This window comes from Erythrobacter sp. HA7-11 (genome assembly GCF_055693605.1).
Genome location: NZ_JBVFUF010000002.1, coordinates 1,444,660 through 1,470,159, shown reverse-complemented (window position 1 = coordinate 1,470,159; position 25,500 = coordinate 1,444,660). Strand labels below are relative to the sequence as shown.

23 protein-coding genes and 3 pseudogenes are annotated in these 25,500 nt (G+C 59.8%); 7 read left to right on the top strand and 19 right to left on the bottom strand.

The window, feature by feature from the left end; translation table 11 throughout:
• Positions 1–7: 7 nt before the first annotated feature.
• The 3 genes and pseudogenes from guaB to ACZ1GU_RS07605 all read right to left on the bottom strand — a co-directional run bounded on the left by guaB (position 8) and on the right by ACZ1GU_RS07605 (position 3,839).
• Positions 8–1,465, bottom strand: a pseudogene (gene guaB / locus ACZ1GU_RS07615) (IMP dehydrogenase).
• Between the two features lie 119 nt (positions 1,466–1,584).
• Positions 1,585–3,060: a M20/M25/M40 family metallo-hydrolase gene (locus ACZ1GU_RS07610; protein WP_472647426.1), complete on the bottom strand. Its 1,476-nt coding sequence runs from the start codon at positions 3,058–3,060 to the stop codon at positions 1,585–1,587.
• Between the two features lie 23 nt (positions 3,061–3,083).
• Complete coding sequence (locus ACZ1GU_RS07605) at positions 3,084–3,839, bottom strand: 3-hydroxybutyrate dehydrogenase (RefSeq protein ID WP_472647425.1); 756 nt, start codon at positions 3,837–3,839, stop codon at positions 3,084–3,086.
• A 126-nt stretch (positions 3,840–3,965) separates the two neighbouring features.
• Here ACZ1GU_RS07605 and ypfJ point away from each other — a divergent pair, with 126 nt between their 5' ends.
• Complete coding sequence (ypfJ, locus tag ACZ1GU_RS07600; RefSeq protein WP_472647424.1) at positions 3,966–4,841, top strand: KPN_02809 family neutral zinc metallopeptidase; 876 nt, start codon at positions 3,966–3,968, stop codon at positions 4,839–4,841.
• Positions 4,842–4,913: 72 nt separating this feature from the next.
• Here the strand turns inward: ypfJ and creD are convergent, their stop codons facing one another.
• The 4 genes from creD to ACZ1GU_RS07580 all read right to left on the bottom strand — a co-directional run bounded on the left by creD (position 4,914) and on the right by ACZ1GU_RS07580 (position 8,628).
• Entirely contained in the window at positions 4,914–5,894 is a 981-nt protein-coding gene (gene creD, locus ACZ1GU_RS07595) for a cell envelope integrity protein CreD (RefSeq protein WP_472647423.1), read from the bottom strand.
• Entirely contained in the window at positions 5,854–6,261 is a 408-nt protein-coding gene (locus ACZ1GU_RS07590) for an inner membrane CreD family protein (protein WP_472647422.1), read from the bottom strand. The genes creD and ACZ1GU_RS07590 overlap by 41 nt, the downstream gene beginning before the upstream one ends.
• A 196-nt stretch (positions 6,262–6,457) precedes the next feature.
• Positions 6,458–8,248: a M56 family metallopeptidase gene (locus ACZ1GU_RS07585; protein WP_472647421.1), complete on the bottom strand. Its 1,791-nt coding sequence runs from the start codon at positions 8,246–8,248 to the stop codon at positions 6,458–6,460.
• Positions 8,245–8,628, bottom strand: a complete 384-nt coding sequence (locus ACZ1GU_RS07580) for a BlaI/MecI/CopY family transcriptional regulator (protein WP_472647420.1) — start codon at positions 8,626–8,628, stop codon at positions 8,245–8,247. The genes ACZ1GU_RS07585 and ACZ1GU_RS07580 overlap by 4 nt, the downstream gene beginning before the upstream one ends.
• Before the next feature lie 128 nt (positions 8,629–8,756).
• Between ACZ1GU_RS07580 and ACZ1GU_RS07575 the strand changes: the two genes are divergently transcribed.
• Complete coding sequence (locus ACZ1GU_RS07575; protein WP_472647419.1) at positions 8,757–9,488, top strand: peptidylprolyl isomerase; 732 nt, start codon at positions 8,757–8,759, stop codon at positions 9,486–9,488.
• Here the strand turns inward: ACZ1GU_RS07575 and ACZ1GU_RS07570 are convergent.
• The 5 genes and pseudogenes from ACZ1GU_RS07570 to sdhC all read right to left on the bottom strand — a co-directional run bounded on the left by ACZ1GU_RS07570 (position 9,445) and on the right by sdhC (position 13,714).
• Positions 9,445–10,500: a C13 family peptidase gene (locus ACZ1GU_RS07570; RefSeq protein ID WP_472647418.1), complete on the bottom strand. Its 1,056-nt coding sequence runs from the start codon at positions 10,498–10,500 to the stop codon at positions 9,445–9,447. The genes ACZ1GU_RS07575 and ACZ1GU_RS07570 overlap by 44 nt on opposite strands.
• Positions 10,501–10,555: 55 nt before the next feature.
• Positions 10,556–11,086, bottom strand: a complete 531-nt coding sequence (locus ACZ1GU_RS07565) for a hypothetical protein (protein ID WP_472647417.1) — start codon at positions 11,084–11,086, stop codon at positions 10,556–10,558.
• 13 nt (positions 11,087–11,099) lie between these two features.
• Positions 11,100–12,849, bottom strand: a pseudogene (gene sdhA / locus ACZ1GU_RS07560) (succinate dehydrogenase flavoprotein subunit).
• 86 nt (positions 12,850–12,935) lie between these two features.
• Positions 12,936–13,322, bottom strand: coding sequence for a succinate dehydrogenase, hydrophobic membrane anchor protein (gene sdhD, locus ACZ1GU_RS07555; protein WP_472647416.1), 387 nt, complete (start codon positions 13,320–13,322; stop codon positions 12,936–12,938).
• On the bottom strand, positions 13,322–13,714 hold the full coding sequence (sdhC, locus tag ACZ1GU_RS07550) for a succinate dehydrogenase, cytochrome b556 subunit (RefSeq protein ID WP_472647415.1): 393 nt from the start codon (positions 13,712–13,714) through the stop codon (positions 13,322–13,324). The genes sdhD and sdhC overlap by 1 nt, the downstream gene beginning before the upstream one ends.
• 118 nt (positions 13,715–13,832) lie before the next feature.
• On the opposite strand from sdhC, the gene ACZ1GU_RS07545 reads away from it, so the two are divergent.
• From ACZ1GU_RS07545 to ACZ1GU_RS07525, 5 genes are all read left to right on the top strand, one after another.
• Complete coding sequence (locus ACZ1GU_RS07545; RefSeq protein ID WP_472647414.1) at positions 13,833–14,540, top strand: SDR family NAD(P)-dependent oxidoreductase; 708 nt, start codon at positions 13,833–13,835, stop codon at positions 14,538–14,540.
• Complete coding sequence (locus tag ACZ1GU_RS07540; protein WP_472647413.1) at positions 14,530–15,408, top strand: MBL fold metallo-hydrolase; 879 nt, start codon at positions 14,530–14,532, stop codon at positions 15,406–15,408. Before ACZ1GU_RS07545 ends, ACZ1GU_RS07540 begins: the two co-directional genes overlap by 11 nt.
• A gap of 43 nt (positions 15,409–15,451) precedes the next feature.
• Positions 15,452–16,354, top strand: a complete 903-nt coding sequence (locus tag ACZ1GU_RS07535) for a 50S ribosomal protein L11 methyltransferase (RefSeq protein ID WP_472647412.1) — start codon at positions 15,452–15,454, stop codon at positions 16,352–16,354.
• Positions 16,330–17,076: a DUF2459 domain-containing protein gene (locus tag ACZ1GU_RS07530; RefSeq protein ID WP_472647411.1), complete on the top strand. Its 747-nt coding sequence runs from the start codon at positions 16,330–16,332 to the stop codon at positions 17,074–17,076. The genes ACZ1GU_RS07535 and ACZ1GU_RS07530 overlap by 25 nt, the downstream gene beginning before the upstream one ends.
• 63 nt (positions 17,077–17,139) lie before the next feature.
• Positions 17,140–17,811: an SDR family oxidoreductase gene (locus tag ACZ1GU_RS07525; protein ID WP_472647410.1), complete on the top strand. Its 672-nt coding sequence runs from the start codon at positions 17,140–17,142 to the stop codon at positions 17,809–17,811.
• Positions 17,812–17,823: 12 nt separating this feature from the next.
• On the opposite strand, the gene ACZ1GU_RS07520 is transcribed toward ACZ1GU_RS07525, so the two are convergent.
• The 7 genes and pseudogenes from ACZ1GU_RS07520 to recN all read right to left on the bottom strand — a co-directional run bounded on the left by ACZ1GU_RS07520 (position 17,824) and on the right by recN (position 25,447).
• Positions 17,824–18,975 (bottom strand): serine hydrolase, encoded by a 1,152-nt coding sequence (locus ACZ1GU_RS07520; protein WP_472647409.1) that lies wholly within the window; start codon positions 18,973–18,975, stop codon positions 17,824–17,826.
• Complete coding sequence (locus tag ACZ1GU_RS07515; RefSeq protein ID WP_472647408.1) at positions 18,965–19,465, bottom strand: CinA family protein; 501 nt, start codon at positions 19,463–19,465, stop codon at positions 18,965–18,967. Before ACZ1GU_RS07515 ends, ACZ1GU_RS07520 begins: the two co-directional genes overlap by 11 nt.
• Complete coding sequence (locus ACZ1GU_RS07510) at positions 19,462–20,481, bottom strand: hypothetical protein (protein ID WP_472647407.1); 1,020 nt, start codon at positions 20,479–20,481, stop codon at positions 19,462–19,464. Before ACZ1GU_RS07510 ends, ACZ1GU_RS07515 begins: the two co-directional genes overlap by 4 nt.
• Positions 20,478–22,546: pseudogene (gene ligA / locus ACZ1GU_RS07505) on the bottom strand (NAD-dependent DNA ligase LigA). Before ligA ends, ACZ1GU_RS07510 begins: the two are co-directional and overlap by 4 nt.
• A 9-nt stretch (positions 22,547–22,555) precedes the next feature.
• On the bottom strand, positions 22,556–23,245 hold the full coding sequence (locus ACZ1GU_RS07500; protein WP_472647406.1) for a GNAT family N-acetyltransferase: 690 nt from the start codon (positions 23,243–23,245) through the stop codon (positions 22,556–22,558).
• Between the two features lie 352 nt (positions 23,246–23,597).
• Entirely contained in the window at positions 23,598–23,783 is a 186-nt protein-coding gene (locus ACZ1GU_RS07495; RefSeq protein ID WP_472647405.1) for a hypothetical protein, read from the bottom strand.
• Positions 23,783–25,447 (bottom strand): DNA repair protein RecN, encoded by a 1,665-nt coding sequence (recN, locus tag ACZ1GU_RS07490; RefSeq protein WP_472647404.1) that lies wholly within the window; start codon positions 25,445–25,447, stop codon positions 23,783–23,785. The genes ACZ1GU_RS07495 and recN overlap by 1 nt, the downstream gene beginning before the upstream one ends.
• Positions 25,448–25,500 lie beyond the last annotated feature (53 nt).

Sequence of the window (25,500 nt, the reverse complement as noted above, 5' to 3'; positions counted from 1 at the left end):
CATGCTCCTAACGTGTCGGATAATTCGGGGCTTCGCGGGTTATCGCGACATCATGCACATGGCTTTCCGAAAGCCCGGCATTGGTGATGCGAACGAACTTACCACGTTCTCGCAGGTCAGGGATAGTGGCCGAGCCGGTATAGCCCATCGCCGCTTTGATCCCGCCGACGAGTTGGTGAACCACGTCGGACGCTGCGCCTTTGAACGGCACTTGCCCTTCAATCCCTTCGGGCACCAGTTTTTGCTGCGAAATGTCTTGTTGGAAATACCGGTCGGCAGATCCGCGCGCCATCGCACCGACGCTGCCCATGCCGCGATAGGCCTTGTAGCTGCGCCCTTGGTAAAGGAAGACTTCGCCCGGGCTTTCGGTACCGTGCCAGCAAGCATGGAGCCAACCATCACGCTCGATGCGCCTGCGGCAAGAGCCTTGGCCGCGTCGCCGGATGTTCGCAATCCGCCATCCGCGATGATCGGAACGCCGGACTTGGCGGCTTCGTTTGCGCTGTCCATGATCGCTGTGAGCTGAGGTACACCCACACCCGCGACCACGCGGGTGGTACAGATCGAGCCCGGGCCTATCCCGACTTTCACGGCGTCTGCGCCCGCATCAATCAGCGCGCGTGTGGCTTCGGCGGTGGCAACGTTGCCCGCGACAATTTGAACGCTGTCGGATAGAGCCTTGGCCCGCTCAACGGCCTTGGACACATCCTTGTTGTGGCCATGAGCGGTGTCGATGATAACGACATCAACCTCGGCTTCGATCAGAGCCTTGGTGCGCTCAAAACCCTTATCACCGACGGTCGTCGCAGCCGCTACGCGCAGACGACCTGCGCCATCCTTGGTGGCAGTCGGGTAATTTACTGCTTTCTCGATGTCTTTGACCGTGATCAGGCCGATGCACCGATAATCGTCGTCGACCACCAGCAGCTTTTCGATCCGGCGCTGGTGCAGCAGACGACGCGCATCTTCCTGGCTGGTGCCGAGCGGCACCGTCGCGAGATTGTCTGTCGTCATCAGCTCGCGCACTGGCTGCGCGGGGTTCTCAGCGAAACGCACATCGCGGTTGGTCACAATGCCGACCAGCTTGTCGTTCTTGTCAGTGACGGGAATGCCGCTGATCTTGTGCTGCTCCATCAGCGCTTGGGCTTCACCCAGAAACGCATCGGGCCCAATGGTGATAGGATTGACCACCATCCCGCTTTCGTAGCGTTTCACGACACGTACTGCGGCGCATTGCTCATCAACCTCAAGATTGCGATGGAGCACTCCGATACCGCCCATTTGCGCCATCGCGATCGCCATGTCCGCCTCGGTCACCGTGTCCATCGCTGCGGACAGAATTGGAATGTTGAGAGCAATGTCTTTGGTCAGCTGCGTCTGCGTGTTTGCCATCGAAGGCAGTACATCGCTTTCGTACCGGACGCAGCAAAACGTCATCAAAGGTAAGGCCGAGTGGGATGTCCATAAAGCGCCACTTTCTGTGTTGGAGCGGGAGAATCGTGGCGGCCCATGTAACCGCACTTTCCCCAATCCGCTAGAGCGCTTGGCCTGCGACAGTCCTATCTATCCGCAGGCGCACTATTTCTAGGGCTGATAGGTTTTCACATTGGCCAACCGTCTGATCAGCTCTTCGTGCAACAACAGGTCGTCAATCGCTCCGCCCAGCTCAATGACTTCAACCTCATCCGAGGCGCTGTGATAGTGCTCTTCGAGGTATGGGCCAAAGTAGGCTTCCGAACCAAAAGACGTGGAGAGGAACACCGAAGGAACCCCATTTTGCAATAGGGTCCAGCCATCCTGACGCTGGAGAAAGGCTTCAGCCAGTTCGCGGCTGCCGAGCTCTCGCTTCGCTGCACGCAAGGTCTGTTTGATAATCTCGTCAAGCGGAGTGCGACCCTCCCCGATAAAGCCGACCGGGCTTCCCGCAGGGGCAATCGCAACGGTGTCGAAATTGAATGCCGCGACAATACTGTCGAGCGGAATTGCAGGTGTCTCGACGAAGGCGCGAATGCCCAGCAAACCAGCCTCTTCCGCTGTCGTGGCGATCACATATACATCGCGATCCAGCGGCTCCTCCATTTTCAAACGCCGGGCAAGTTCGAGGACCACCGCAACGCCGCTCGCATTGTCTATCGCGCCGTTACAGAGCCTGTCCTCGGCACCAACGTCCCCGCATTCGCCCAGATGGTCCCAATGCGCCATCAGCAGGATTGCACCAGACCCGGGGGCTTGGCCGGGCAAACGGCCGATTACATTGAACGAAGTAAATTCTCGCCTTTCCGATTGCGCTCTGATGGTCGCGAGCGAATTCATCTCAACCGGCGTGAAGCTCTCATCCTCGGAGCGTTCGACCAGCGCCTCCCACTGCCGCTTGCCAACCGCTTCGCCCAAAGCTTCACTGGTGATGAAAGCGCTCAGCTCACTCCCCTCACCGCTTGCTAAAGAAAGGTTTTCGCCCGCTCTTGCTTCACGCATGGCGGCGACCTCTTCCTCGCTCTCGAGTACGGTGATGACCGCTGCTGCGCCTTTTTCGAACAGAGTGGTGCGGCGCATCGGGCTAACACCTGCTTCGCCCAACATCAACGCGACTTTGCCCGCGACATCCTCTTCGCGAACAGTGTTTGCGAGCTTGCCGACAAACAGAACATTCGCGTTCTCGACCAGTGTGTTGCGGCGCGATGTGAACGCCACGGCTGCGCTTTCGTCGATTGCACGAACGCGGTTGCGCACACGGAAGCTGATCTCGCTGGTACCAGGGCGCGAGCTGGCAAGCCGAACTGGCGCGCGCCAGGGATTGCCCGGATCATTGGTGCCGGACTCGAAACCTGCCGCTTGCAGCTCATTGACGATGTAATTGACGGTCAGTTGCTCACCATCCGTGCCCGGCAAGCGCCCGCCATATTCGGCGCTGGCAAGCACATTGATATCGCGCGTCAAATTGCTCGCGATCTGCGCCCGTTCTTCTTGCGGAGCGCTGGCAATCGGCCCGCGGACGCAGGCGCTCGCAAACAATGCCAGCGCAGCAATGCTGCACAATCTGATGAATTGCACCGGTTTCATCCCTGCTTACGCCCCGCGCCTCGTCATTCGGCGGTCCATCCCCCGTCAATGCTCCAATTGGCGCCGGTCACATTGCCTGCCTCTTCGCGGCAGAGGAACACGGCAAGCGCCCCAATCTCTTCGGGCTGGACGAATTTCTTGGTCGGCTGCTTGGCGAGCAGCACATCATTGATGACTTCTTCGCGGGTCAGCCCGCGCGCTTTCATCGTATCGGGGATTTGCCCCTCGATCAGTGGAGTCCAGACATAGCCCGGACTGATGCAATTGGCGGTGACGCCGGTTTGCGCCAGCTCCAGCGCGATGGTCTTGGTGAAGCCTGCAATGCCGTGCTTGCTGGCATTGTAAGCGCTTTTGAACGGCGATGCGGTGAGCGAATGCGCGCTGGCTGTGTTGATGATCCGCCCCCATCCACGCTCTTTCATACCCGGCACAGCGAGCCGCGTTGTATGAAATGGTGCGGTCAGGTTGAGGCCGATCACCATATCCCATTTGTCGACCGGAAAATCCTCGACCGGCGAGACATGCTGCATGCCGGCATTGTTCACCAGAATATCGACCGGGCCGATATGCGCCATCATGGATTCGATAGCCGCCGGATCGAGCAGGTCAGCCGCACCAAACTCCGCGCTCATTTCCTCTTGCAGGCTGGCAACAGTCTCTGGATCGCCGAAGCCATTGAGGATAATTTCTGCCCCTTCCGCATGCAACGCTCGCGCAACAGCAAGGCCGATGCCCGACGTCGAGCCGGTCACCAAAGCGCGCTTACCCTTGAGGAACATCAATAACTCCTGCAAAACAGTGTCTCAAGCTTGAGCTTTTGCCATTGCTGGCGGCGGTGTCCAGCACTTATGCGCAGGCGAAGCGAGTGGTGTGCGGGTTAGACCGCATCTGGGGAAGGAATTCTAATGCGTCTCAATCGGTTCGACACGTCGAAAATCAAAGTCCGCTCGAGCAGAGGTGGCAGAGGGATGCCGGGTGGCCGCGCTGGCGGTGTGGGCTGTGGTGGCCTGGTGATCGTGGCGATTGGCGCGTTGGTCTTTGGAGTTGATCCGGGACAGATGTTGGGCATGGTCGAAGGGGCGCAGCAGCAGACCGGCCCGGCTCAGACGGAACAAAGCTCAATGAGCGAAGAGCAGATCTGCACCAGCAGCGAATATGCGATGGAAGCGTGCAACGCGCTCACCTCGCTCAATCAAACGTGGGAACCGGAATTTGCGCGGGCGCGGATTCAATACATCGAGCCAACGCTCAATCTGTTCCCAAGTGGCCGGGTGGCGACCCAAGGGTGCGGCACGGCCAGTTCCGCGTCGGGTCCGTTCTATTGCCCAGCGGATTACACTATCTACATCGATACGACATTCTACGATCAACTCGCGCGGATGGCGGGCACCGGAGGCGATTTTGCCCGGCTCTACGTCATCGCGCATGAATACGGCCACCACATCCAGAACCTCACGGGCCTTGCTGATCAAGTGCGCAGCGCGCAACAGCAAAACCCGCAGGGCCGCAACCAATTGCAGGTGCGCATGGAATTGCAGGCCGATTGCTATGCCGGTGTGTGGGCGGGCAAGAACCGCAATCTGATTGAGCGCGGTGATCTGGAAGAAGGAATGCGCGCAGCCGCTTCGATTGGCGATGATACTCTGCAACGCAATGCGGGCCAGCGGATCAATCCCGAAGGCTTCACGCATGGGACGAGCGAACAACGGATGCAGGCACTGCGCCGCGGGCTCGACAGCGCCGATAGCGACGTGTGCAACGTCTATTTCGACTTTAGCTAAGACGTAAATGCAACCAGGGCCGAAGCGGTCATCCCGCTCCGGCCCCGATATTTGCTCGATTGCTGCGAAGGCTTAGGTCGCAGGAACCTCTTCTTTGGTATCCGGCGCATCGCTTTTAAGCGAATTGACTGATGACCAGTCGATCTGACGGGTTGCGTACATCACCGCGGCCAGAGCGACAAACAGCAGCACCGATCCGATCACCAGCGACCATTCCTCAAGGTTCAGCAAGACGTAGAGCAGTGCATACAGGCCCACCAACAGTCCGCCTATGATTTGCGCCCGTTTCCAACTGCCCAGAATTGCGGCGCTGTAGGCCGATAACAACCCGATTATCGCGGCGCTTGCTATCAAATAGGCCCACGCGAACCCGATCATCTCGGCAAAGGCGAGCAACATCACGAAGAACAGCACGAGGCCCGCTCCGCTGAGCAAATATTCCGCTGCAGAAACCCGCGCCCCGCCGACAATGTCGAACATCAGGAAGGCGAGGAAGGTAAAGCCGATGAACAGGAAGCCATACTTCACCGAACGGTTCACCCGGCTGTAAAGATCGACCGGCTCGACTAGGCGGATCGTCGCGACGCTATCATCGCCGCCCGTTTCCATCGGGTAGACCGAATAGCTTCTGTCCGTGACAACCTGCGGCAATTGCGGCTCGCTGGTGCGGATCAGGGTTTGCCCCAGCGCCAGATTGGAGATCGACCAATTGGCGTTGAAGCCACTGTCTGTCACCTCGGTGCTATCGGCATTGGGCAGGAAGCTGCCGGCAAAGCTCGGATGCGGCCAGCTCGATTCGACAGTCCAGTTGGTTTCCATTCCCTGCGGGACCATGCTCAGCGCGCTGCTGCCGCGCAGGCGATATCTGAAATCAAGCGAGACTTCCTCGCCCTCGCCCCAATCAAAGAAGGCATGCACACCGCTGCCTGCACTGTTGGTTCCGAGACCCGGGCGCAGTGCCAGGGTCTCTCCGCCGACAGTCAAAGTCGCATCGGTCTGGAGCCCACGAGGATCAGAGATAGGAAAGCGGATTTCTGCTTCTGAAAGGCGCAATTGCTCTAGCCGTAACTCCGAAACGGTCGAGATCTTCGGGCAAAGCGAAAGTCGCTGCACCCGTCTGGGTCGTCTCATAGATAACCGTCTTGTGGATCGATCCGCGCGACTTAACTTGTGGATCAATCGCCGTGTTCAAATCTTGCTTAGTCGGCGCGATGTAAAGCAGCTCACGTGCGTTGACCGTGCGGGTGACGGTCTGACCGTTAACCTGCTCACTGGTCACGCGTTCCTTAATGTAGGGCACGACCATCAGCGGCCCGGCGAGCACTTGCGCATCGCCCCAGCCTGCCGTGATAGAGTTTTGCGCCGTGCGCGCCTGATCCTGCCGGTCATAGACCAGTGCATAGACCATAACGAGCGGCACAATCAGGGCCGCTCCTACCAATACTGCGAACAGTAACTTTATTCCCGGGGAACGTTCTCTCGCCACTTCCACCTCCTATTTCCAGCGACGAACCGTGCAATGAGAGCGATGAAGTGAATTCAATATGAACCATCATACAGAAACGGCGGATGGAATTTCCACCCGCCGCCAAACTGTGTGCCGAAGATATTCGGTCTTAGCTTTGTGGGAAGCGCTGCCGCCCTTCTGCTGATCTGCGCTGCAATTCAGCAGCGCGTCTTTGCGCTTCGGCTATCGCGTTTGGCAAGTTGCTGCGCCGCTCGGCATCAAACCTGGCTTGCGAAGAAAGCGTCTTGGCCAACCAAGCGCCGCGATCAGCGTTCTCCCAGTCGCGGATTTGCTGGTCCAGAGTTTCGAGCAAATCACTGCGCATCTTGCCCGTTATCTCGCGGTTCTTTGAGATCGCTTTGCGGGCCTCCTTAAGACCTTTTAGCGCTTCGGCCATCACCCGTGTCTGGCACAGATAAACGACCTGCTTACCGTTTTCCTTCTCGATCACTTCGGCAACGTCATCGCTGCCCGAGCGGCACTTCATCTTCACCTGAGTGCGCTTGCCGTCGTTTTCCAAACGCACGCGCTCAATCTCTACCCGCGCTTCAGCCAGCGCTTCGTCAGCCTCTGCCAGGCTCTCGCGCACTTCGATCATGATCTCATCGACTTCCTCATCGCTGAGGTGACGACCACCTTCTAGATTTCGGCGAAGCAGCAACACACGGCGCTCACGATCTTCGACACGCTCAGCGCGTTCCTCCGCGCGTTCAGCCCGGCGCTCAATCCGTTCGATCCGCACCTCGACGTCACGCTCTGTTTCCTCGCTAATCGCTTCCGTATTGGCTTCGCTTTGCCCGGGATCGATCGTCTCGATATCCTGCATAAGGGCCGGTGGCGCAGGTGGAGCCGGCGGCAATGGTGCGGCATGAGGCGAAAGGGCTACCGGGGCCAATGGCGCCGGCGGTGCCTCTGGCACGGTTTCTTCCGCATAGCTGATCGACGCGGTCAGCGGCAGTGCAAGCAGCGCAGCTCCAACCATAAATCGACCGGCAAAGCGGCGGCGAAGGGACATATCGGACATTTTCAGGCTCCTTAGGCGGTGAACTATCGATTTTTCACCCAGCACCGGACACGCCATTGGCGCGGCCAGAGCAAATTTGGGCCCTGCTGCGAAACTTGCGATGAGAGTGGCGTAGTCGCCGCGCACTTCGGCCGGAGTGGCCGCCATTACGCGGGCGTCGCACGCCGCCTCTTGATCCCGGCGCAATGCCAACCAGCCAAAGCGTCCCAGGGGATTGAACCAGTGCAGCGCGAACAGCGGCTGAACCATAACATTGGCCAACAAATCGCGTGCTTCGTGGTGAGAGAATTCATGCGCCAGCGCGAGGTCACGCGCTGTGCGGTTGGGCTGCGCCATAAAGCCGGGCGGCATCGCGATCACCGGGTCGAGCACACCGAACGCGATCGGCGCGCGCGTGCCGGGTGTCTCAAGCATCCGTATCTTGCCGTGGCGACCGACTTGGATCGCATCTTCCAGCAATTCTCGGCGCAATTTGAAGTAATTGCGGAAACGCAGCACCAGAAACAGGGCGGCGCCGGCCAGCCATATCGACATGCCAATCTCTATGAGTGGCAGCGGGGTTGACGATAAGGTTGTGCCGGTCGCCGCGTCCAACCCACTCATGGTCGCAGCAGGAGCTTCGGGTTGAACAATTTCAAATGATATCGGGGTCGTGTCGCCCACCGCTATTGGGGCGGTCACTGGCTCAATCGCAGGCGCTGGGTTCAGCCATGCTGGCAGCTTAAGCGGTGGCAAAACCAGTCTGACTGCCGGGATCGCCCATAGAGCATAGGCCACTTGCGGCCCGAAATGCTTGGCCACGGGGCGGCGTATGATAAGGACCAGCGCGATCAATCCGGCGGTCCACAGCATCGTGTCGAATAGCCAATCGGTCATGATTTAAGCTCCTTCAACAAAGCTTCCATCTCGGCGAGGTCATCTTCGGTGAGCGCCTCCTGTTGTGCGAGATGCGCAAACAGCGAAGAGGCGCTGCCACCGAACAGGCGATCGACCAAGCGGCGCGATTCACCGCCGATGTAGTCGGACCGCGCGATAAGGGGACTGTAAAGGAAACGCCGTCCATCGGGCTGAGCCGCGATGGCGTTCTTGCCGACGAGACGAGAGAGCAGCGTCTTTACCGTGGCGAGGCTCCAGTCGCGCTGCTTGCACACGGCATCGCACACTTCGGTTGCGGTGAGGCCTTCGCGCTCCCACAAGACTTCCATAACGGCATGTTCGGCTTCGCTGATGCGTTCTGGCTTTTGTTTGTCTGCCATGCTGATCAACCCTCCCACTCGACTGATTACACCTGTAGTCACTGCGATTACGGATGTAAACATGAAGCCTGTATGAATGGCACCTGTCAGGGCTTGCTTCTCTGCAAACGACGTTTCACGGTGGACGAATGACATATATCCGCGCTCTGCTCGCCTCGTTCGCTCTGATTGCTACGCCTGCCGTGGCGCAAGACGGCATAATTATGAAACACACGCCAAATAAGCCCGTCGAGATTGGTGTGCTGGTCGAAACCCCCGATCTGGGAGCGGAAGATGCCGTACCAGCAACGGTCGATGTTGTGCTCACCACTAGCATGGGCGACATCACCATCGCGCTAGAGACAGAGCGCGCGCCGATCACCGCCGCAAACTTCCTACGCTATGTCGAGGAAGGCCGCTTTGACGGGACGGTGTTCTACCGCGCGCTTGGCCCAAAGGGAGAAGATCCCAGCGGCCTGATCCAGGGCGGCACGCAATTTGATCCGAAACGCATTCTTGATCCCATCGCGCACGAGCCGACCAGCGAAACGGGCCTCAGCCACACCAATGGCGCGCTGTCGATGGCACGCTATGAGCCGGGAACCGCAACTGGCGACTTCTCGATTATGATCGGTGATCAACGCGGACTCGATGCGCGGCCCAATTCGGAAGTCGAAGACCAGCGCCTGGGCTACGCGGTGTTCGGATATGTCATCGGCGGCATGGATGTGGTGAAGGCGATCCATGCCGCACCGGTTGACCCGGAAAAAGGCGAAGGCTGGATGAAGGGGCAAATCCTCGCCGAGCCGGTGGTGATTACCGAGGCGAAACGCGCGCCTAGCGAGAGCGACGCGCCGGAGACGCCGGAACCGGCTCTTTAGCGGCAATGACGCTGACAGCGGGCCTGCCGACCGGTGCGCTCGCCTGCTGTGGCAACCGCGCATTGAGCGCTGGCATCCAGTCGCCGACAGACCCGCCAATCGAAATCTGAGGCAGCGAAGCGAGCACGCGCGCTTCGCTTTCCCACTCGGCTATCGAACGGCTCGCTTCTGCCGATGCCTGCTCGAGCGATTGCGGCTTGCGCAGAGCGTTGTTGATCATCGCATCGCCGAAAAACGTCCAGTCATTCTCGGCATTGCAGCCAAACGATGTGCGATTGCTGGCCGAAGCGGTGAGGATCGCGGTGTCGTCGCTCGCGAGCGCGGGCACGAACACGCCCGAATAGCACGCGCTGATGATGAGGATGCGCCGCTCGATGCCCAGCTCGGTCAGCGCCGCTTTGAAACGCGCCGGGCTGAGCACACCGTATCCGGTGTCGCCATAGTGATAGGCCAGCCCTTGCTGCAGACCGTGGCTGGTCGAGTAGAGCACCAGCACGTCTTCATCGCCGTCCATCACGCTAGAGATATGCGCGAGCGTGGTGAGCAGCGCGCGGATTGAACCTTTGGGTAGTTCGTTGGACTTGCCGTCCGGCCCCGCAAGCGTGATCGTGCGGCCCTCCGCGCCATAGCGGCGGGAGAGCACCTTCGCGGCCTCTCGCGCCTCACGCGCGAACACCGGATCGCTGTCGAGCGCGACCGTGAGTACGTAAGCGTCGACCGTGCCGGGGCGCTGCGGCTGAATTTGCGCGAGCGCGGCGTCTAGCTTGCGGCGTTCCCTCAGCAGCGTCAGCGGCGATGTATTGCGCTCAAACTCTGGTGACTGGGCCAGACTGGTTCTGATCGCATTGGGATTTGTCCCAGTCGCAAAGTTCGGCCACGGCTTGGTGTGCGGGGGTGGCTGGTTGGGATTGCTGGCGGATGCGCTGGTGTCGCTCGATTGCGTATAGGCTGGTCCCGCAATGGCGAATGCAAGCATCACTGTGGCAATCTTGAGGAGCGAACCGCGTTTCATTAGAGCGACAAGCTGCGCAAGAGGACGCGGGGCGTCAAGCCATCATCGCCGCACCTCATCGATTTCGCCTGAAGTACTCAAGATCGACCGCCATTTGCGCGCGCCGAAATCCCCTGCCGCTCAGCAATCGCTTGAAGTCGGCGAGGTGGTCAAAGTGCTGCAATTGGCGGTGATAGTAATTGACGTATTCCAGTACCGCGAGCGACGCCGCAATCGTCGCAACAACCCTATCTGCCAGAGAGACGGAAAGAGATGGCACCACCCAGCTGACCAAGGTCAAAAGCAAAGCGATAACGCTCAAAACTGCCAGAGGCAGGTCCAGATGATGAGCCCACGCGAGCATTCGGTCCAATGCGCCACCGTCGCCCTTCAGCTGGATCAGCTTCCCCCGCCAATAGGCTGCACCAATGACCAGCAAAGCGCACATCGGAACGATCGCGAACACCGACAACCAACCGAGCGTACTTTCCTGATAATACGTCGTACCGATCATCGCCGCCGGCACGAGAAAAACGTTGGCGGCTTCCATCTGCCAATAACCGTTCAAACGATTGATAACGCCTTCGCGTGAGAGCACACCCTTCACTCAGGCAGACCGCTCAATACACCCGTGCCTTAGGCTCGATATATTTCGCATCATCGGTCAGCGTGTATTCGTGGACCGGGCGGTAATCGATCGTAACATCGCCCTTGCCAGCGCCTTTAGCGCCGCCGCCCCAGCCATCGAACCAAGCGATGGTGTGCTTCATCCATTCCGCATCATTGCGATCGGGGAAGTCCTCATGCGCGTGCGCGCCGCGGCTTTCTTTGCGGTTCGCAGCCGATGCCATCGTCACGTTCGCCTGGCTCATCAGATTGTCGAGCTCGAGCGTTTCGATAAGGTCGCTGTTCCAGATCAGCGATTTGTCGGAGACGTGAATATCCTCCATGCGCTTGTTCTGCTCGGCGAGCTTCCTCACGCCTTCATCCATCAGCTCGGTATCGCGGAACACGGCAGCGTGTGCCTGCATCGCCTTCTGCATGTCGGCGCGGATGGCCGAGGTTGGCGAGCCGCCTTCGGCATAGCGGAAGTGGTCGAGACGGGTCAGCGACAGCTCGGCGCTGTTCTCTGGCAGCTCAGGCTGGCTCGCGCCCGGCGTCAGATTGTCCTTGAGGTGCAGTCCAGTCGCTCGGCCAAATACGACGAGGTCGATCAGCGAGTTCGAGCCCAGACGGTTTGCGCCATGAACCGAGACACAGGCCGCTTCGCCAACGGCATAAAGCCCCGGCACAACCGCATCGGGATCGCCATCGCGCAAGGTCACAACCTGCCCGTGATAATTACACGGAATGCCGCCCATATTGTAGTGAACCGTCGGCGTAACCGGCAGAGCTTCACGGGTCAGATCGACACCGGCAAAGATCTTTCCGCTTTCGGTAATGCCCGGCAGACGCTCGGCCAGGACCTTGGGATCGATGTGATCCAGGTGAAGGTGAATGTGATCGCCTTCTTTCCCGACGCCGCGCCCTTCGCGCATTTCGAGCGCCATCGAACGCGAGACAACGTCGCGCGATGCCAAGTCTTTCGCCGAGGGAGCATAGCGCTCCATAAAGCGCTCGCCTTCGGAGTTGGTGAGGTATCCGCCCTCGCCGCGCGCGCCCTCGGTGATGAGAACACCCGCACCGTAAATGCCGGTCGGGTGGAATTGCACAAACTCCATATCCTGCAAGGGCAGGCCAGCGCGCAGCACCATGCCGCCGCCATCGCCGGTGCAGGTGTGCGCAGAGGTCGCGGTGTAATAGCAGCGGCCATAGCCGCCGGTTGCGAGCACGACAGATTGCGCGCGGAACCGGTGGATCGTGCCATCGTCGAGGCACATCGCGATCACGCCGACACAGCGGCGATCAGCGCCCTCGCCCGTCATGATCAGGTCGAGCGCGAAATATTCGATGAAGAAGTCCGCGTCATATTTCAGGCTCTGCTGATAGAGCGCGTGGAGCATGGCGTGGCCGGTGCGGTCGGACCGCGGCGCAGGTGCGCTGGACCGGAGGCCCCTCGCCCATATTCTGCATGTGCCCGCCAAACGGACGCTGATAGATCGTTCCGTCTTCATTGCGCGAAAACGGAACACCTGCATGCTCCAGCTCGTAAACCGCCTGCGGAGCCTCGCGTGCGAGATATTCGATCGCATCCTGATCACCCAGCCAGTCCGCGCCCTTCACCGTGTCATACATATGCCATGACCAGTGATCGGGCGTGTTATTGCCGAGCGATGCAGCGATGCCGCCTTGCGCTGCGACAGTGTGCGAGCGCGTCGGGAAAACCTTGGAGATGTTGGCGGTGCGCAGGCCCGCTTCGACCGCGCCCATGGTCGCGCGCAGGCCCGAACCGCCCGCGCCAACGACAACCACGTCATAAGTGTGGTCAATGATAGTGTACGAATTTAGGTCAGCCATTAGGCGGCTCCAGAAAGGGCAAGGCGGGCGACGCTGAAGATTGCGAATGCGCCTCCGCCGATAACAGCAAGATTGAGGGCGGCGATCAGGCCGAATTTCGATCCGGCTTCGTGGACATAATCCTCGATCAGGACTTGGAGGCCAAGTCGCGCATGCCAGAACGTGCAGATGATCAGCAGGATCATCGCGGTCGCTGGGATTGGGCCTGAGAGCCAGCCCGAAACAGTCGCATAGCCAAGGTCGGGCAGCAGCATGATGCTGGCCACCAGCCAGATGGTGAGGACGACATTGCCAATCGCGGTGAAGCGTTGGACCAGCCAGTGGTGCGCGCCTTCGTGGGCCGAGCCAAGCCCGCGCACTTTTCCGATTGATGTTCCCGTACCCATCAGATCACTCCTTGCTTGGTCAGCATGAAAGCCCAAAAGCCCGCCGTGAGGAGGATCGCGATAATGGGCGAGGCAATCGACCAGATGCGGTTGGCATTGAGCTCATACCCCGCGCCAATATCGAGCACGAAGTGGCGCAAGCCGCTCATCATATGGGTGAAGAACGCCCATGTGAGGCCAACCAGCACGATGTATCCGACCGGCGAGGTCATCAGATCCTGAAAAGTAGTGTAGGCTTCCGGTCCGCTCGCAAGCGCGCCCAGCCACCAGATCAACACGCCCAGCCCGACAATGGCCATGCCATCGCCGGTCGCGCGGTGCAAAATCGATACCAGCATGTGCGGCCCCCACCGCCAGATCTGCAAATGGGGGGAAAGCGGTCTGTTCGCCATGTAAATGTCTATCCCGTTTGTGCCCGAAGGTCTTTGCTAGCCCCACTTAACGCGCCTGACGCGTGTGACAAGCGGTGAGCGCTCGACTCTGCGTGCAAAGTTCGAAATAGAGCGATGTATGACTTGCATCTTACTCACTGGATCGAGCCGGGGAATTGGCGCTGCGGCGCACAAAAAGCTGATCGAACGCGGAGCAAAGGTGATCGGCCATGCCACGAAGCCTTCGCCTGACACGCTGGCGGCGGACTTCACCGATCCCGGCGCAGCGCAAGCCCTATGGGATGCGGCGCTGGAGCAAGCGGACGGTGCAATCGACGTGCTGGTTAACAATGCCGGGCTTTTCGAGGCAAACTCGCTCGATTCGTCCGATATTGCCTGGCTCGATAGCTGGGAGGAGACGTTGCGGATCAATCTCACGGCGGCGGCGCAGCTCAGCCGCTTTGCGGTGCGCCATTGGAAAGAACGCGGCGTCGGAGGACGGATCGTCCATGTCGCAAGCCGCGCGGGCCACCGTGGCGATTCTCCCGCGCATTGGCATTATGCAGCGGCGAAAGGCGGGATGCTGGCGATGCACAAGACCATCGCGCGCGCCTATGCCAGCGAGGGCATATTCAGCTTTGCGATAGCTCCGGGCTTTACCGATACAAGCATGGCGGATGACTACCTGGAAAGCCGCGGCGGCGCGGGATTGCTAGCGGATATTCCGCTGGGCAAGGTCGCCGAGCCGGAAGAGATCGCAGCGGTCATCACCTTCTGCGCGCTCGATGCCCCTGCCAGCATGACTGGCGCGGTGATCGACGCCAATGGAGCAAGCTATGTTCGCTAAAATACCGGTTGCGCTGGCGACGCTGGCATTGGCCGCTTGCGCAACAAGCGTTGCGAATGAAGCCGCGCCGTCTAGCTCACTACCAGCAGACCAGCAGGCCTTCCTCGACACCTGCAAACCGTGGGATGATTGGGACAAGCCCGCCCCGCCCTTCAAGATTTACGGCAACAGCTATTATGTCGGCACATGCGGGATTTCGGCGATCCTGATCGATGGGAAGAATTATGACACTTTGATCGACACGGGAACCGATGAAGGCGCGAAGGTGGTGCTCGACAACGTCAGCACGCTTGGCTTTGATCCAAAAGAAATCGCATACATTTACATCAGCCACGAACATTATGACCATGTCGGTGGGATTGCTCGCATTGCCGAAGCAACTGGCGCTACGGTCGAGGCGTCCGAACCGGCAAGCGAGGTTCTTATGAGTGGAGTGGTCGCGAGCAATGATCCTCAGGCCAGCTCAGATCACCCGCCCTTCAGGCCGGTGTCGAGCGTGGTGCTTATCCCGCAGGATATGACCCATCGCTTCAAGGGATATGACGGGATTACTCCGATCCATACGCCTGGACACTCGCCAGGCGCCACCAGTTGGAGCTGGCCAAGCTGCGAAGGCGATGTCTGCAAGACAATCGTTTACGCCGACAGTCTGTCTCCGGTGAGCGCGGACGGATATCGCTTTTCTGATCACCCGGATTACGTCGCCGAATACTATGCCGGGATTGATCGCTTGGGCGCGGTTGATTGCGACATTCTGATCGCGGCGCACCCATCCCACGCGCAATTGTTCAAATGGCTCGAAAAGGGAGCTTGCTGGACATGGACGATCCTTGCTCCTCCTATGCCAACAAGAAGCGCAGCGACCTAGAAAAGCGCCTCGCCAAAGAGGTTGCTGAGCAAGCGGACGCCGAATGAGCTCTGGCTGGAAACTCACCGCCTTTGCGCCCAAGCCAAAGGTGCAGGCCGCATTGCTAGCCCATGACGAGATCGAGGAGTGGGATTTCGACCTTGTAATCTCCGGGCGTGAGGTTGCAGAGGATCGCCCGCAAGAATGGGTGCTGGAGGGATGGTATCCGTCCAAACCAACGTCGACGCAAAAGCGCGCTGTCGCAGACTTGTTCGCGGACAAAGCACCTGAAATCACGGTTGAAAAGCTCCCCGATGAAGACTGGCTAACGCTTAGCCAGCAGGGCGTTGAGCCGATCCGCGCCGGGCCGTTCTATGTCCATACGCCCGAATTCGCGCCTGACCCGCAAGCGATCAATTTCGCTATTCCTGCAAGCCAAGCCTTCGGCACAGGCCAGCATGAGACCACCGCCGGTTGCCTCGAAATGCTTTGGGCTATGAAGCGCACCGGTATGGTAGCGCGCAATATCGCCGACATTGGCACAGGCACAGGATTGCTCGGCTTTGCCGCGATGCATCTCTGGCCATCGGCGCGCGCCACCGCTTCGGATATCGACGCAGTCTGCGCTGGCGTAGTCGCAGACAACGCCGCAATGAATGGCGTCCGGCTCGGACCACGCCCCGGCGAGATGGCGATGGTGATTGCCGACGGGATGGACGATCCGCTGCTGCGGGTGCGCGCACCTTATGATCTGCTCATCGCCAACATACTTGCCGGTCCTTTGGTGGGACTCGCGCCGGACTTCGCCGACGGCGTTGGGCCAGGTGGCAGCGTGCTGCTCGCAGGATTGCTGACCCAGCAGGAGCCGCAAGTGCGCCGAGCCTATCGCCGCGCAGGCTTTCGGCCAACAGCCCGGTTGGTACGCGGCGATTGGTCGATTCTGTGGCTGCGCCGCCGCCGGGCATGATGAAAATGGCCGCGCGCAAGGCTGGTCGCTTAGCTCTCTATGGGCTGGCCGGAATTGCTGCTCTCGTCATCACATTCCTGCTGTTCGCCTGGATCGGATCGTCGATCCCGCGCGGGCAGAAGCTGGCCGAGCCGATTAGCGATCCCGTCACGATCATGATCGAGACCAACGGCGTGCACACGCAATTTGTGCTGCCGATCGCTCATCCGACGAAAGATTGGCGCGAGACCTTTCCCAGCACCAATCACTGGGTCGACGCGGACCGCCCCGTCCCTGCCACTCACGTCGCCATTGGCTTTGGCGAACGCGAGGTCATTCTCAACACGCCAACAATCTCCGACATGAATGCTTCCACCGCCGTTCGCGTGCTCTTCACTGGCGGCGAAGGGTTGATCCGCACCACAAACTACGTGCACCCCCCGCTCGACCGTGACCGCCGCGAAATCACCATTTCAGGCGAGCAATATGCCGCGCTCGTCAAAGCGATCCTCGCCGACCTTCCGCCACTCGATGGCGCGGTCTATCGCGAGTTCGAGGACGGCACGTATGACACCAGCGCCTATTACACCGCCCTGCCGAGCTATTCGGTGACGTTTACCTGCAATCAATGGACCAGTGACCGGCTTGCGCAAGCCGGCATACGCACCGGATGGTGGACGCCGTTCTCTGGCGGCGTGATGAAATGGCTGCCGCCTCACAGCACCGAATTAGCCCGCGAATAGGAACCCCTTGGCCCACAAACCTTTGAAAGAGGGGAACCCCCTTCTCAATCAAAGGCTCACATCATGGCAAGAACTCTCCTTATCACCGGCGCATCGACAGGCATTGGCGAAGCAACCGCTCGCGCAGCCGCAGCAGCAGGCTGGAACGTCGCGCTCATTGCCCGCTCCGAAGACAAGCTCAACACGCTCGCAGACGAGATTGGAGACGCCGCGCTCGCCATCCCCTGCGACGCAACGAAACGCGAGGAAATCGCCGCAGCCATCGCGAAAACCGCTGCGCATTTCGGCGGTCTCGACGCGGTGTTTGCCAATGCCGGCACGGGCGTGAACAAGCCGGGCGTCGAAAACGGCGACCCTGACGAGTGGCACGACATGATCCACCTCAACATCCTCGCCGTGCTCTATGCCGCGCATGAGGCAATCCCCGAACTCAAAAAGACCAAGGGGCACTTTGTCGTCACCGGATCAAAGGCGGGCCGCGACGCGTTCAAAGGCTCGATTTATTCGGCGACCAAGTGGTTCGTGCATGGCTTTGGCGAGAACCTGGCAGAGGAAATGCGCGAATGGGGTGGCCGCGCCACCGTGATCGCGCCGGGCATGGTCAACACCCCGTTCTTTGACGAGCCAAAGCCCGACAAGCTTCAGCCCGAAGATGTCGCCAATGCGGTGATGTTTGCGATTACGCAGCCCGAGACATCGGCGGTGCGAGAAATCTATCTGATGCCCAATGATTGATGCGAGTGTGATCTAAGGCTGTTCGCATACTGCGGTGGTGCAGTGATACTCCGCCACCGCAGCGACCACAGCGTGCATCATATCCATCCGTTCGGGCACGGGCGTTCGCGTATGCGCGATCATCACCGCAACCGCATACTGCGCGCCATCAGGCGCGGTGAGAATGCCGATATCGTTATAGCCGGTCTGTTCACCGATCACACCCGGCGGGACGATGTCGAGCACCTGGCCCGTGCCGGTCTTATGCGCGATTTGCCAGCCTTCGGGCAGACCGCCTTTGAGCCGGTTCGGGCCGCTCTTTGCATCGCGCATCAAGCCGATGAGTTGCGCGGTGGATTGCTCTGATAGCAGCTCTCCGCGAACAAGCCGCGCCAAAGCATCGGCCAATGCCATCGTGCTCGCGCCATCAACCGGATCATCGACATAGGCATCGAAGATCGCTCGCCGCTCTGAATGCGGCACAAGTTTGCGCACCTCGAAAAAGACCTTGCCGAGCGAGAACGACTGATCCCATTCGAGCCCCGCGAGCTCGGATTGCATTATGCGTTCGCCGGGCCCGAAGCGGATGTTATCAAGCCCTTTGTCGGCGAACATTTCGCGAACGGATACTGACCCGCCCACGCGCTTCAACAGCATGTCATTGGCGGTGTTATCGCTTTCCACCAAAGCGCGGCGCATGAAATCGGCATGGTTGGTAGTGAAGCTGCCCGCGGTGAGCACGCGCTTGCGGATCGGTTGGTGAAACAGGGTCAGGTCTTCGCGGCGCACGGTGGCGGTTTCAGTGAGGTCGAGCGTGCCTGCATCCGCCTGATCGAGCGCAGCCATCGCGACCCACAATTTGCTGACCGATTGCTGTGGCATCATCCGTTCGGCGTTGAAGCCCGCGCGATGGTCACCCGCGATATCGACCACAGCAATCCCGACTTGTCCGGCAAAGGCTGTGCCGATTTCCTGCAGCCTGGTTTCGAGCTGTTTGACCGATTCCGGGCGAGTGTCTTCGGGTGGTTCAGGCGCCGTCTCGGCAGCCGCTAGCGACGTATTGATCGCAGGCGCCGTCAAACGACCGGCATAGGTCCAAGCGAGCGCCGCCAGCAAAACCGTGAGGCCCAGCACCGCGGCGAATGTCGCAACCCGATTGCCCCCTGTTGCTCGCTCAGGGCGCAAGGCCAACCTCAGCGAGATTGAGCGCGTTGCGGGTGAACGCTTGCATATTGGCGATGCGATCATCGCTGCCCGTTTCTAGTGTAAGTGTGCGCTCGAACCCGTCCGGGCCGACGAGCGCCGCGACGCTTGTGCCGGCTGGCGCGCCGCTCGGATGGGTCGATCCGCCGACCGAACCGCTCTCCGCCAGTCCCCATTCCGCGCCGAAATTGTCGCGGATCGCGCGGGCTTGAAGCAGCGCGTAGGGTTCGCTCGCGCCGCGCATACCTTTGTAAGCCTCGCGCGGGAGATCGAACAAAACGTCTCGCGCGCGAAAGGAATAGACCACCCCGCCCCCGACGAAGAAATCGAGTGCACCGGGAACCGTGAGCAAGGAGGCTGCGATCAGTCCACCGGTCGCGCCATCAGCGACCGCGACCTTCTCCCCGCGCGCCTTGAGCAACTCGGCAATGCGCGCGGCTTGCGGGTGGAGCTCAACGAGGAGGTCGGTCACGGCGACTGTCGTGTGATGGTGATGGTGTCGCCTGAAACAATCGCATTGTTCAGAATCGTCTGCCGCCGGATCGAAGCCCGGAGCGGGACGCCGGTGATCGCGTCGAATACGACATCGAGATCGTCGAGCATTTCTATTTCAGCCAGTCCGTCATCGGCTCTATGATTGGCCTGTCCGTCACCTTCGCTTTGCAGCTCTTCAAGTTTCGAACGAATGAAGAGAACGGCATCTTTCAGCTGCTCGGGATCGGCCCGCACACTTTGGACGAAGCGAAGATTACCTTCATCAGTCCGAAACATGGAGAGCTCCGCAGTCGCAGCAATTGGAGACGGCAACAGCCCTCCCTCAATTTCAGTCTCTGCCCCGTAAGCCTCGCCAAGTTCGAGTGAAGCGCCGCCATAGCCGAGAATTTCTGGCCAACCTTGAACGAGCATGGAAGGAGCATCTTCCGCCGTTGCATTGAGCAAGGGACCAAACGCTAACTCGATTGCCTGTTTGGTCTGCTCTGTTCGATCTGCATCCGCCTCGTTCAAAACATAATCGGGCAATTGGGTAATAAGCGCTTTTACTTTGTCCCAATCATCAACCCGGACTGGCTCACCAAACTGATCAAGCTCAAGCGTTAGCGACATCACAAAAGGGCGAAGGGGTGGCGGAACTATTTGCAAAGCCTGACTGTCTGTGAGGTCAAGCCTGTCATTTCCAACCGAGATCGACAGTGCCTCAATATCGACCAAAAATCCCGTGCTATGCTCGCGGAAAGTCAGCTGTTGCTCGAATGTGATCTTACGCACGCGGCTTGGCCGACGCTTTTCGAGCACGACCGAATAGGCAATTCGTGCGTTGATCTCTGGGTCAAACGGAATTGTTACTGTTTCTGGATCAGCGGCAAGCTGCGTTTCTGCCGAAACAGCTGCGCCCGATTGGGCATTGCCGGTTGCTGGACAAAGCGGGAGCAGTAAGGCGCCACCGAGAAGGCACAGCTTGGCGTGCCTGAAGTCGTACATTCTCATCATCCCGCCGCCGCCACGATCTCGGCCCAGCCCGCTTCGTCGAGCACTTCGATGCCGAGCTCTTGCGCTTTCTTTAACTTGCTGCCCGCGCCCGGACCGGCAACGAGAATATCGGTCTTTGCGCTGACCGAACCGGAGGCCTTTGCGCCGAGCCGTTCCGCTTGCGCCTTCGCCTCATCACGGGACATCGTTTCAAGCTTGCCGGTGAAAACGATGGTTTTGCCCGCAACGGGGCTGTCGAGAGTTTCGACCTCGTAGCGTGGTGGCGAGAGTTCACCGAGCAAGTCTTCCCACACAGCCACATTGTGATCCTCGTGGAAGAAATCGCCCAAGGCTGTCGCGACACTCTCACCAATGCCATCAATCGATGTGATTGAAGCCGCCGCATCCTCATCTCCCGCGCGGGCTTTCTCCGCCGCATCTCGGATCGCGGAAAGCTCATGAAAGTTCTTCAGTAAATCGCGTGCGGTCACCTCGCCGACGTGTCGGATACCTAGTCCGAACAGCAGTCTCGCCGCATCGGGCGCACACTTTTCCTCCACAGAAGCCAACAGGTTATCGACAGACTTATCCTGCCATCCTTCAAGCGCGAGAATATCCGCGCGGCGATCCTTCAGTCGGAAAATGTCCGCCGGACTTTCAAGCCAACCCAGCTCAAAGAACTGCGCGATCGTCTTGCTACCCAACCCTTCGATATCGAGCGCCTTTCGAGACACGAAATGCTCAAGCCGCTGGGTACGCTGTGCCGGACAGATCAACCCCCCGTGCAGCGAACATCAACCTCGCCCTCTTCCGCCACAGCCTCGCTATCGCATTCGGGGCAAGTATCAGGGAAGACGTAAGGGTCGCGCTCAGTATCTCGGGTCAGATTCTCGACCACTTGCGGGATCACATCACCCGCCCGCTGGACGACGATGCGATCACCGGGACGCACGCCGAGCCGTTCGATCTCATCGCGATTGTGCAGAGTCACATTGGTAACCGTCACGCCGCCAACCATCACCGGCGCGAGCCTGCCAACCGGGGTCAGCTTGCCGGTGCGCCCGACTTGGATGTCGATCGCCTCCAGCGTTGTTTCAGCCCGCTCAGCCGGGAATTTATGCGCCAGAGCCCAGCGCGGTGCCTTCGCGACGAAGCCTAGCCGCTGCTGATAATCAAGTCGGTCAATCTTGTAGACCACGCCGTCAATGTCATAGCCAAGATCGGGTCGCTGCCTGCCGATCTCCTCATAATGCGCGATCATCGCGTCGACATCATCAGTAACGGTCAGGAAGGGTGAGACAGGAAAGCCCCAGCTTTCAATCATGCGCATCATGTCATGTTGCGTGGTCTTAGGTAGCTCGCTCGCCGCACCCCAACCATAAGCCCAGAACTTCAGCGGACGCTTTGCAGTCACGCTTGCATCCTTCTGTCGCAAGGATCCCGCAGCCGCATTGCGAGGGTTCGCAAACAGCTTCCCGCCGACCTCATGCTGCGCAGCATTGAGCGCGGTAAAGTCCTGCTTTGACATGTAAACTTCGCCGCGTACCTCGAACACATCGGGGACATTACCGCCTGTCAATTGCTGCGGAATATCGGCGATATGCTGCACGTTCGCAGTGACATCTTCACCGACCTGACCATCGCCGCGAGTGGCAGCACGCACCAGCTTTCCCTGCTCATACCGCAGCGCGCATGACAGCCCGTCGATCTTGTCTTCGGCAGTGATCGCAACCGGCTCGTCCGCAGACAGCGACAGAAAGCGCCGCATCCTGGCGACCCACTCCTCGACTTCCTCTCGGTTAAAGGCGTTGTCGAGGCTCATCATGCGAACCTCGTGCGTCACCTTGGAAAGAGGCGACGCAGCAATCGCATGACCGACTTTCTTCGACGGAGAATCCTCGCGGATCAGGTGCGGAAACTGTGCTTCCAACTCCGCATTGCGCCGCACCAGCGCGTCATATTCCTGATCTGTGATCTCGGGATTGTCTTGCGCGTGATAGAGCTTGTCATGCTTCGCGATTTCCCGCGCGAGCCGCATGAGTTCATTCGCAGCACCAACCTCATCCAATTTCGAAACGTCAGTCATCAGGTGCTCTTAAGACGCTGCGAGCACAGTGACCACCAGCTTTCTTGCGGGCGCAAAGCCAAGGCTCTTGTAAAGGCCGATTGCAGCCTCGTTGCCAGCGTATGAGTGCAGAAAGGGGATCGCCCCGCGCGCGCGATGTGCCTGCATGACATGCGCGATCAGGCGGCGAGCCATCCCCTGCCCTCTGTATTCCGGCCAAGTGCACACGCCGCTGACTTCCGCATATTGCGATGAAGGCCGCATGCGTTCGCCTGCCATCGCGGCGAGCCTGTCACCGTCACGAATACCAAAAAACTGGCCATATTGATGCGTCAGCTCGCCCCAAGGTCCCGGCTCGGTCGCGAGCGCGATATCGGTCATAGCGGGCACATCGGAAGGCCCAAGCGGGACGATATCTTCCGCGTGCGCAGTCGCGTTTGACGTCGCATCCGCTACCATCTGCAACAGCGGCGCAGTGCGAACTGTTTTCGTCCCCGCAGGTGCAGGCCATTCGTCTGGTTCGACGAGCCAAATGTCGTGGGGTGAGCGGTGAACAATCTCAGCGAGATCGGCTTGCGCAGCCTCGCTTTGATCTGATGCTGCTGCAAAGGGTCCGTAGCGAGGATCAATTCGGACGGCATGACCTGAAACGCGGGCGAGATGTTTCTGCGGCCCATTCAGTGTCGACCACACCGGTCTTTCCAAGGGCGATTGATCCATCTTTTGCAATTCCTATGGCCGCGTGAGGCTACCGACGGCAGCGGGATCAGAGAGATTGGTCACCACCGGGCCCCATTAGCAATCATGAGCGGAATACAAATCAACAACGATATTCCCAAGACGGCCCAAAGCCACTTTGATCCTCTTTGGTTGCGCGCGATCTCGAAACAAAAGACCATATTCGTAGCTGCACCTGCAATTGCCAAAAACGACCAAATCGTCGCCCAGTTCAAACCGAACTCCATCATGAAGAGTAGGAGGACTGGTAACATCCCGAGGAAAGCGATCACTGCAAGCAGCAAACCTAAAATCCGAGCAATTGCAGAATTCACAATAACCCCCACTTGCGCAGTCACCCTTCCAAGCTGAACCAAACCACGGCCATCGCGGCGAAGGGCAGTGAAGCTCCCACCCCGAAATGCGCGAGCTTTGCCGGTAGAGTCTTTCGCCGGAACCCCAGCAAGACCGTGATCATACCGATCACCACCGCCGCGATGAACACCCAAGACAGGATCAACTCGACCAGAATGTCAGGCATCACACACCCTCCAGCAGCCGATCAGCCTGCGCCCGCGCTTCAGGTGTGACCTCCGCGCCGGAAAGCATCCGCGCAATCTCTTCTTGTCGGCCCGCCTCATCGAGCAGTGCAACCGAGGTCTTGGTCACCGTCCCGCTGGAGGCTTTCGCGATCAGATAATGCTGGTTGCCGCGGGCTGCGACCTGCGGTGAGTGCGTCACAGCGAGCAATTGCCCGCCATCTGCCAGCCTCGCCAAACGCTCACCAATCGCGCTTGCGACCGCTCCGCCGACACCGCGATCGATCTCATCAAAGATTACCGTCGCCGCCCCGCCCTTCTCCGCCAGCGCCACTTTCAGCGCGAGGATAAAGCGCGACAGTTCGCCGCCTGATGCGATCTTGCCGAGCGGCGCATAGTCCGCGCCCGGATTGGTCGCGATCAGAAACTCTGCACTGTCGATGCCGTTCGCGCCCCACTTCTCCTCAGGCAACTTGCCGACCGCCGTAAGGAACCGCGCCGCATCAAGCTTCAATGGGGCAAGTTCCGCCGCCACCGCCTTGTCGAGCTTCTTCGCGGCCTTGATGCGCCCGGCGTGGATTGTCTCTGCCTTGGTCACGTAAGCTTCGCGCGCTTCCTTCGCCGCGATCTCCAAAGCATCGAGCTCCGCTTCGCCGCCCTCAATCGCATCCAGTTGCGCGCGCATATCGCGCATCACCTTGGGCAGTTCGTCAACCTCGCAGCGATGCTTGCGCGCAATTGCTCGCAGTTCGAACAGGCGCGTTTCCGCCTCATCCAATGCCGCCGGATCATGGATCAGCGCCTGAGCCGCCGCCTCCAGCTTTTCCTCGGCCTCGCCAGCTTCGATTACGGCCCGATCGAGCGCGGCCAAAGCCTCGGCCAGCAATTCATGCTCTCCGCCGATCCGGTCAAGCCGCCGTGCCGCGACACGCAAAGCGGCCAGCGGAGAATCCGAACCTTCCCAGATGTGACGCAATTCTTCGAGGTCGCCCGCTAGCTTCTCACCCTTTTGCATGGCTGCGCGCGCTTCAGCGAGGCGAGCCTCTTCGCCCGCCTTTGGCTCAAGATTGGTAAGTTCGGCCAAATGAGCCAGCAGCAATTCTTGGTCTGCTGCGGCCTGTTCGACGGACAAGCGCGCCTCGGCAAAGCGCGCCTCCGCCTTTGCCCAGCTGTGCCAAGCACGCTCCAACCCGGCGAGGTCGCTACCTGCGTAGCGATCAAGCAGAGCGCGGTGGCCGCGCGGGTTTACGAGGCCGCGATCATCGTGCTGGCCGTGCAATTCGACCAAGCTCGCCGCGATCTCCCGCAGCAGCGCGACGCCAACCGGCTGATCGTTCACAAATGCCTTTGATCCGCCATCAACTTTAACCTGACGCCGGATGATCAACGGCTCACCCGCTTCAATCTCAATATCGGCATCATCCAAGGTCTCGGTGATCGCTGCGGGAAGCTCGGCAAATTCAAAGCTGGCCGTGACGCTCGCCTTGGCCTCGCCCGCGCGCACCAGAGCAGTCTCGGCTCGGTCGCCCAGAACCAATCCCAAAGCATCGAGCAGGATCGACTTGCCCGCACCGGTCTCGCCGGTCAGCACGCCAAGCCCGCGCGTGAAATCGAGGTCGAGCGCCTCGATCAAAACGATGTTGCGGATGGACAGGCGGGTGAGCATTGCGCGCAATGGTAGCGCAGCGTTTCGCCGGCGTCACCGCCTGAGGGACTGCT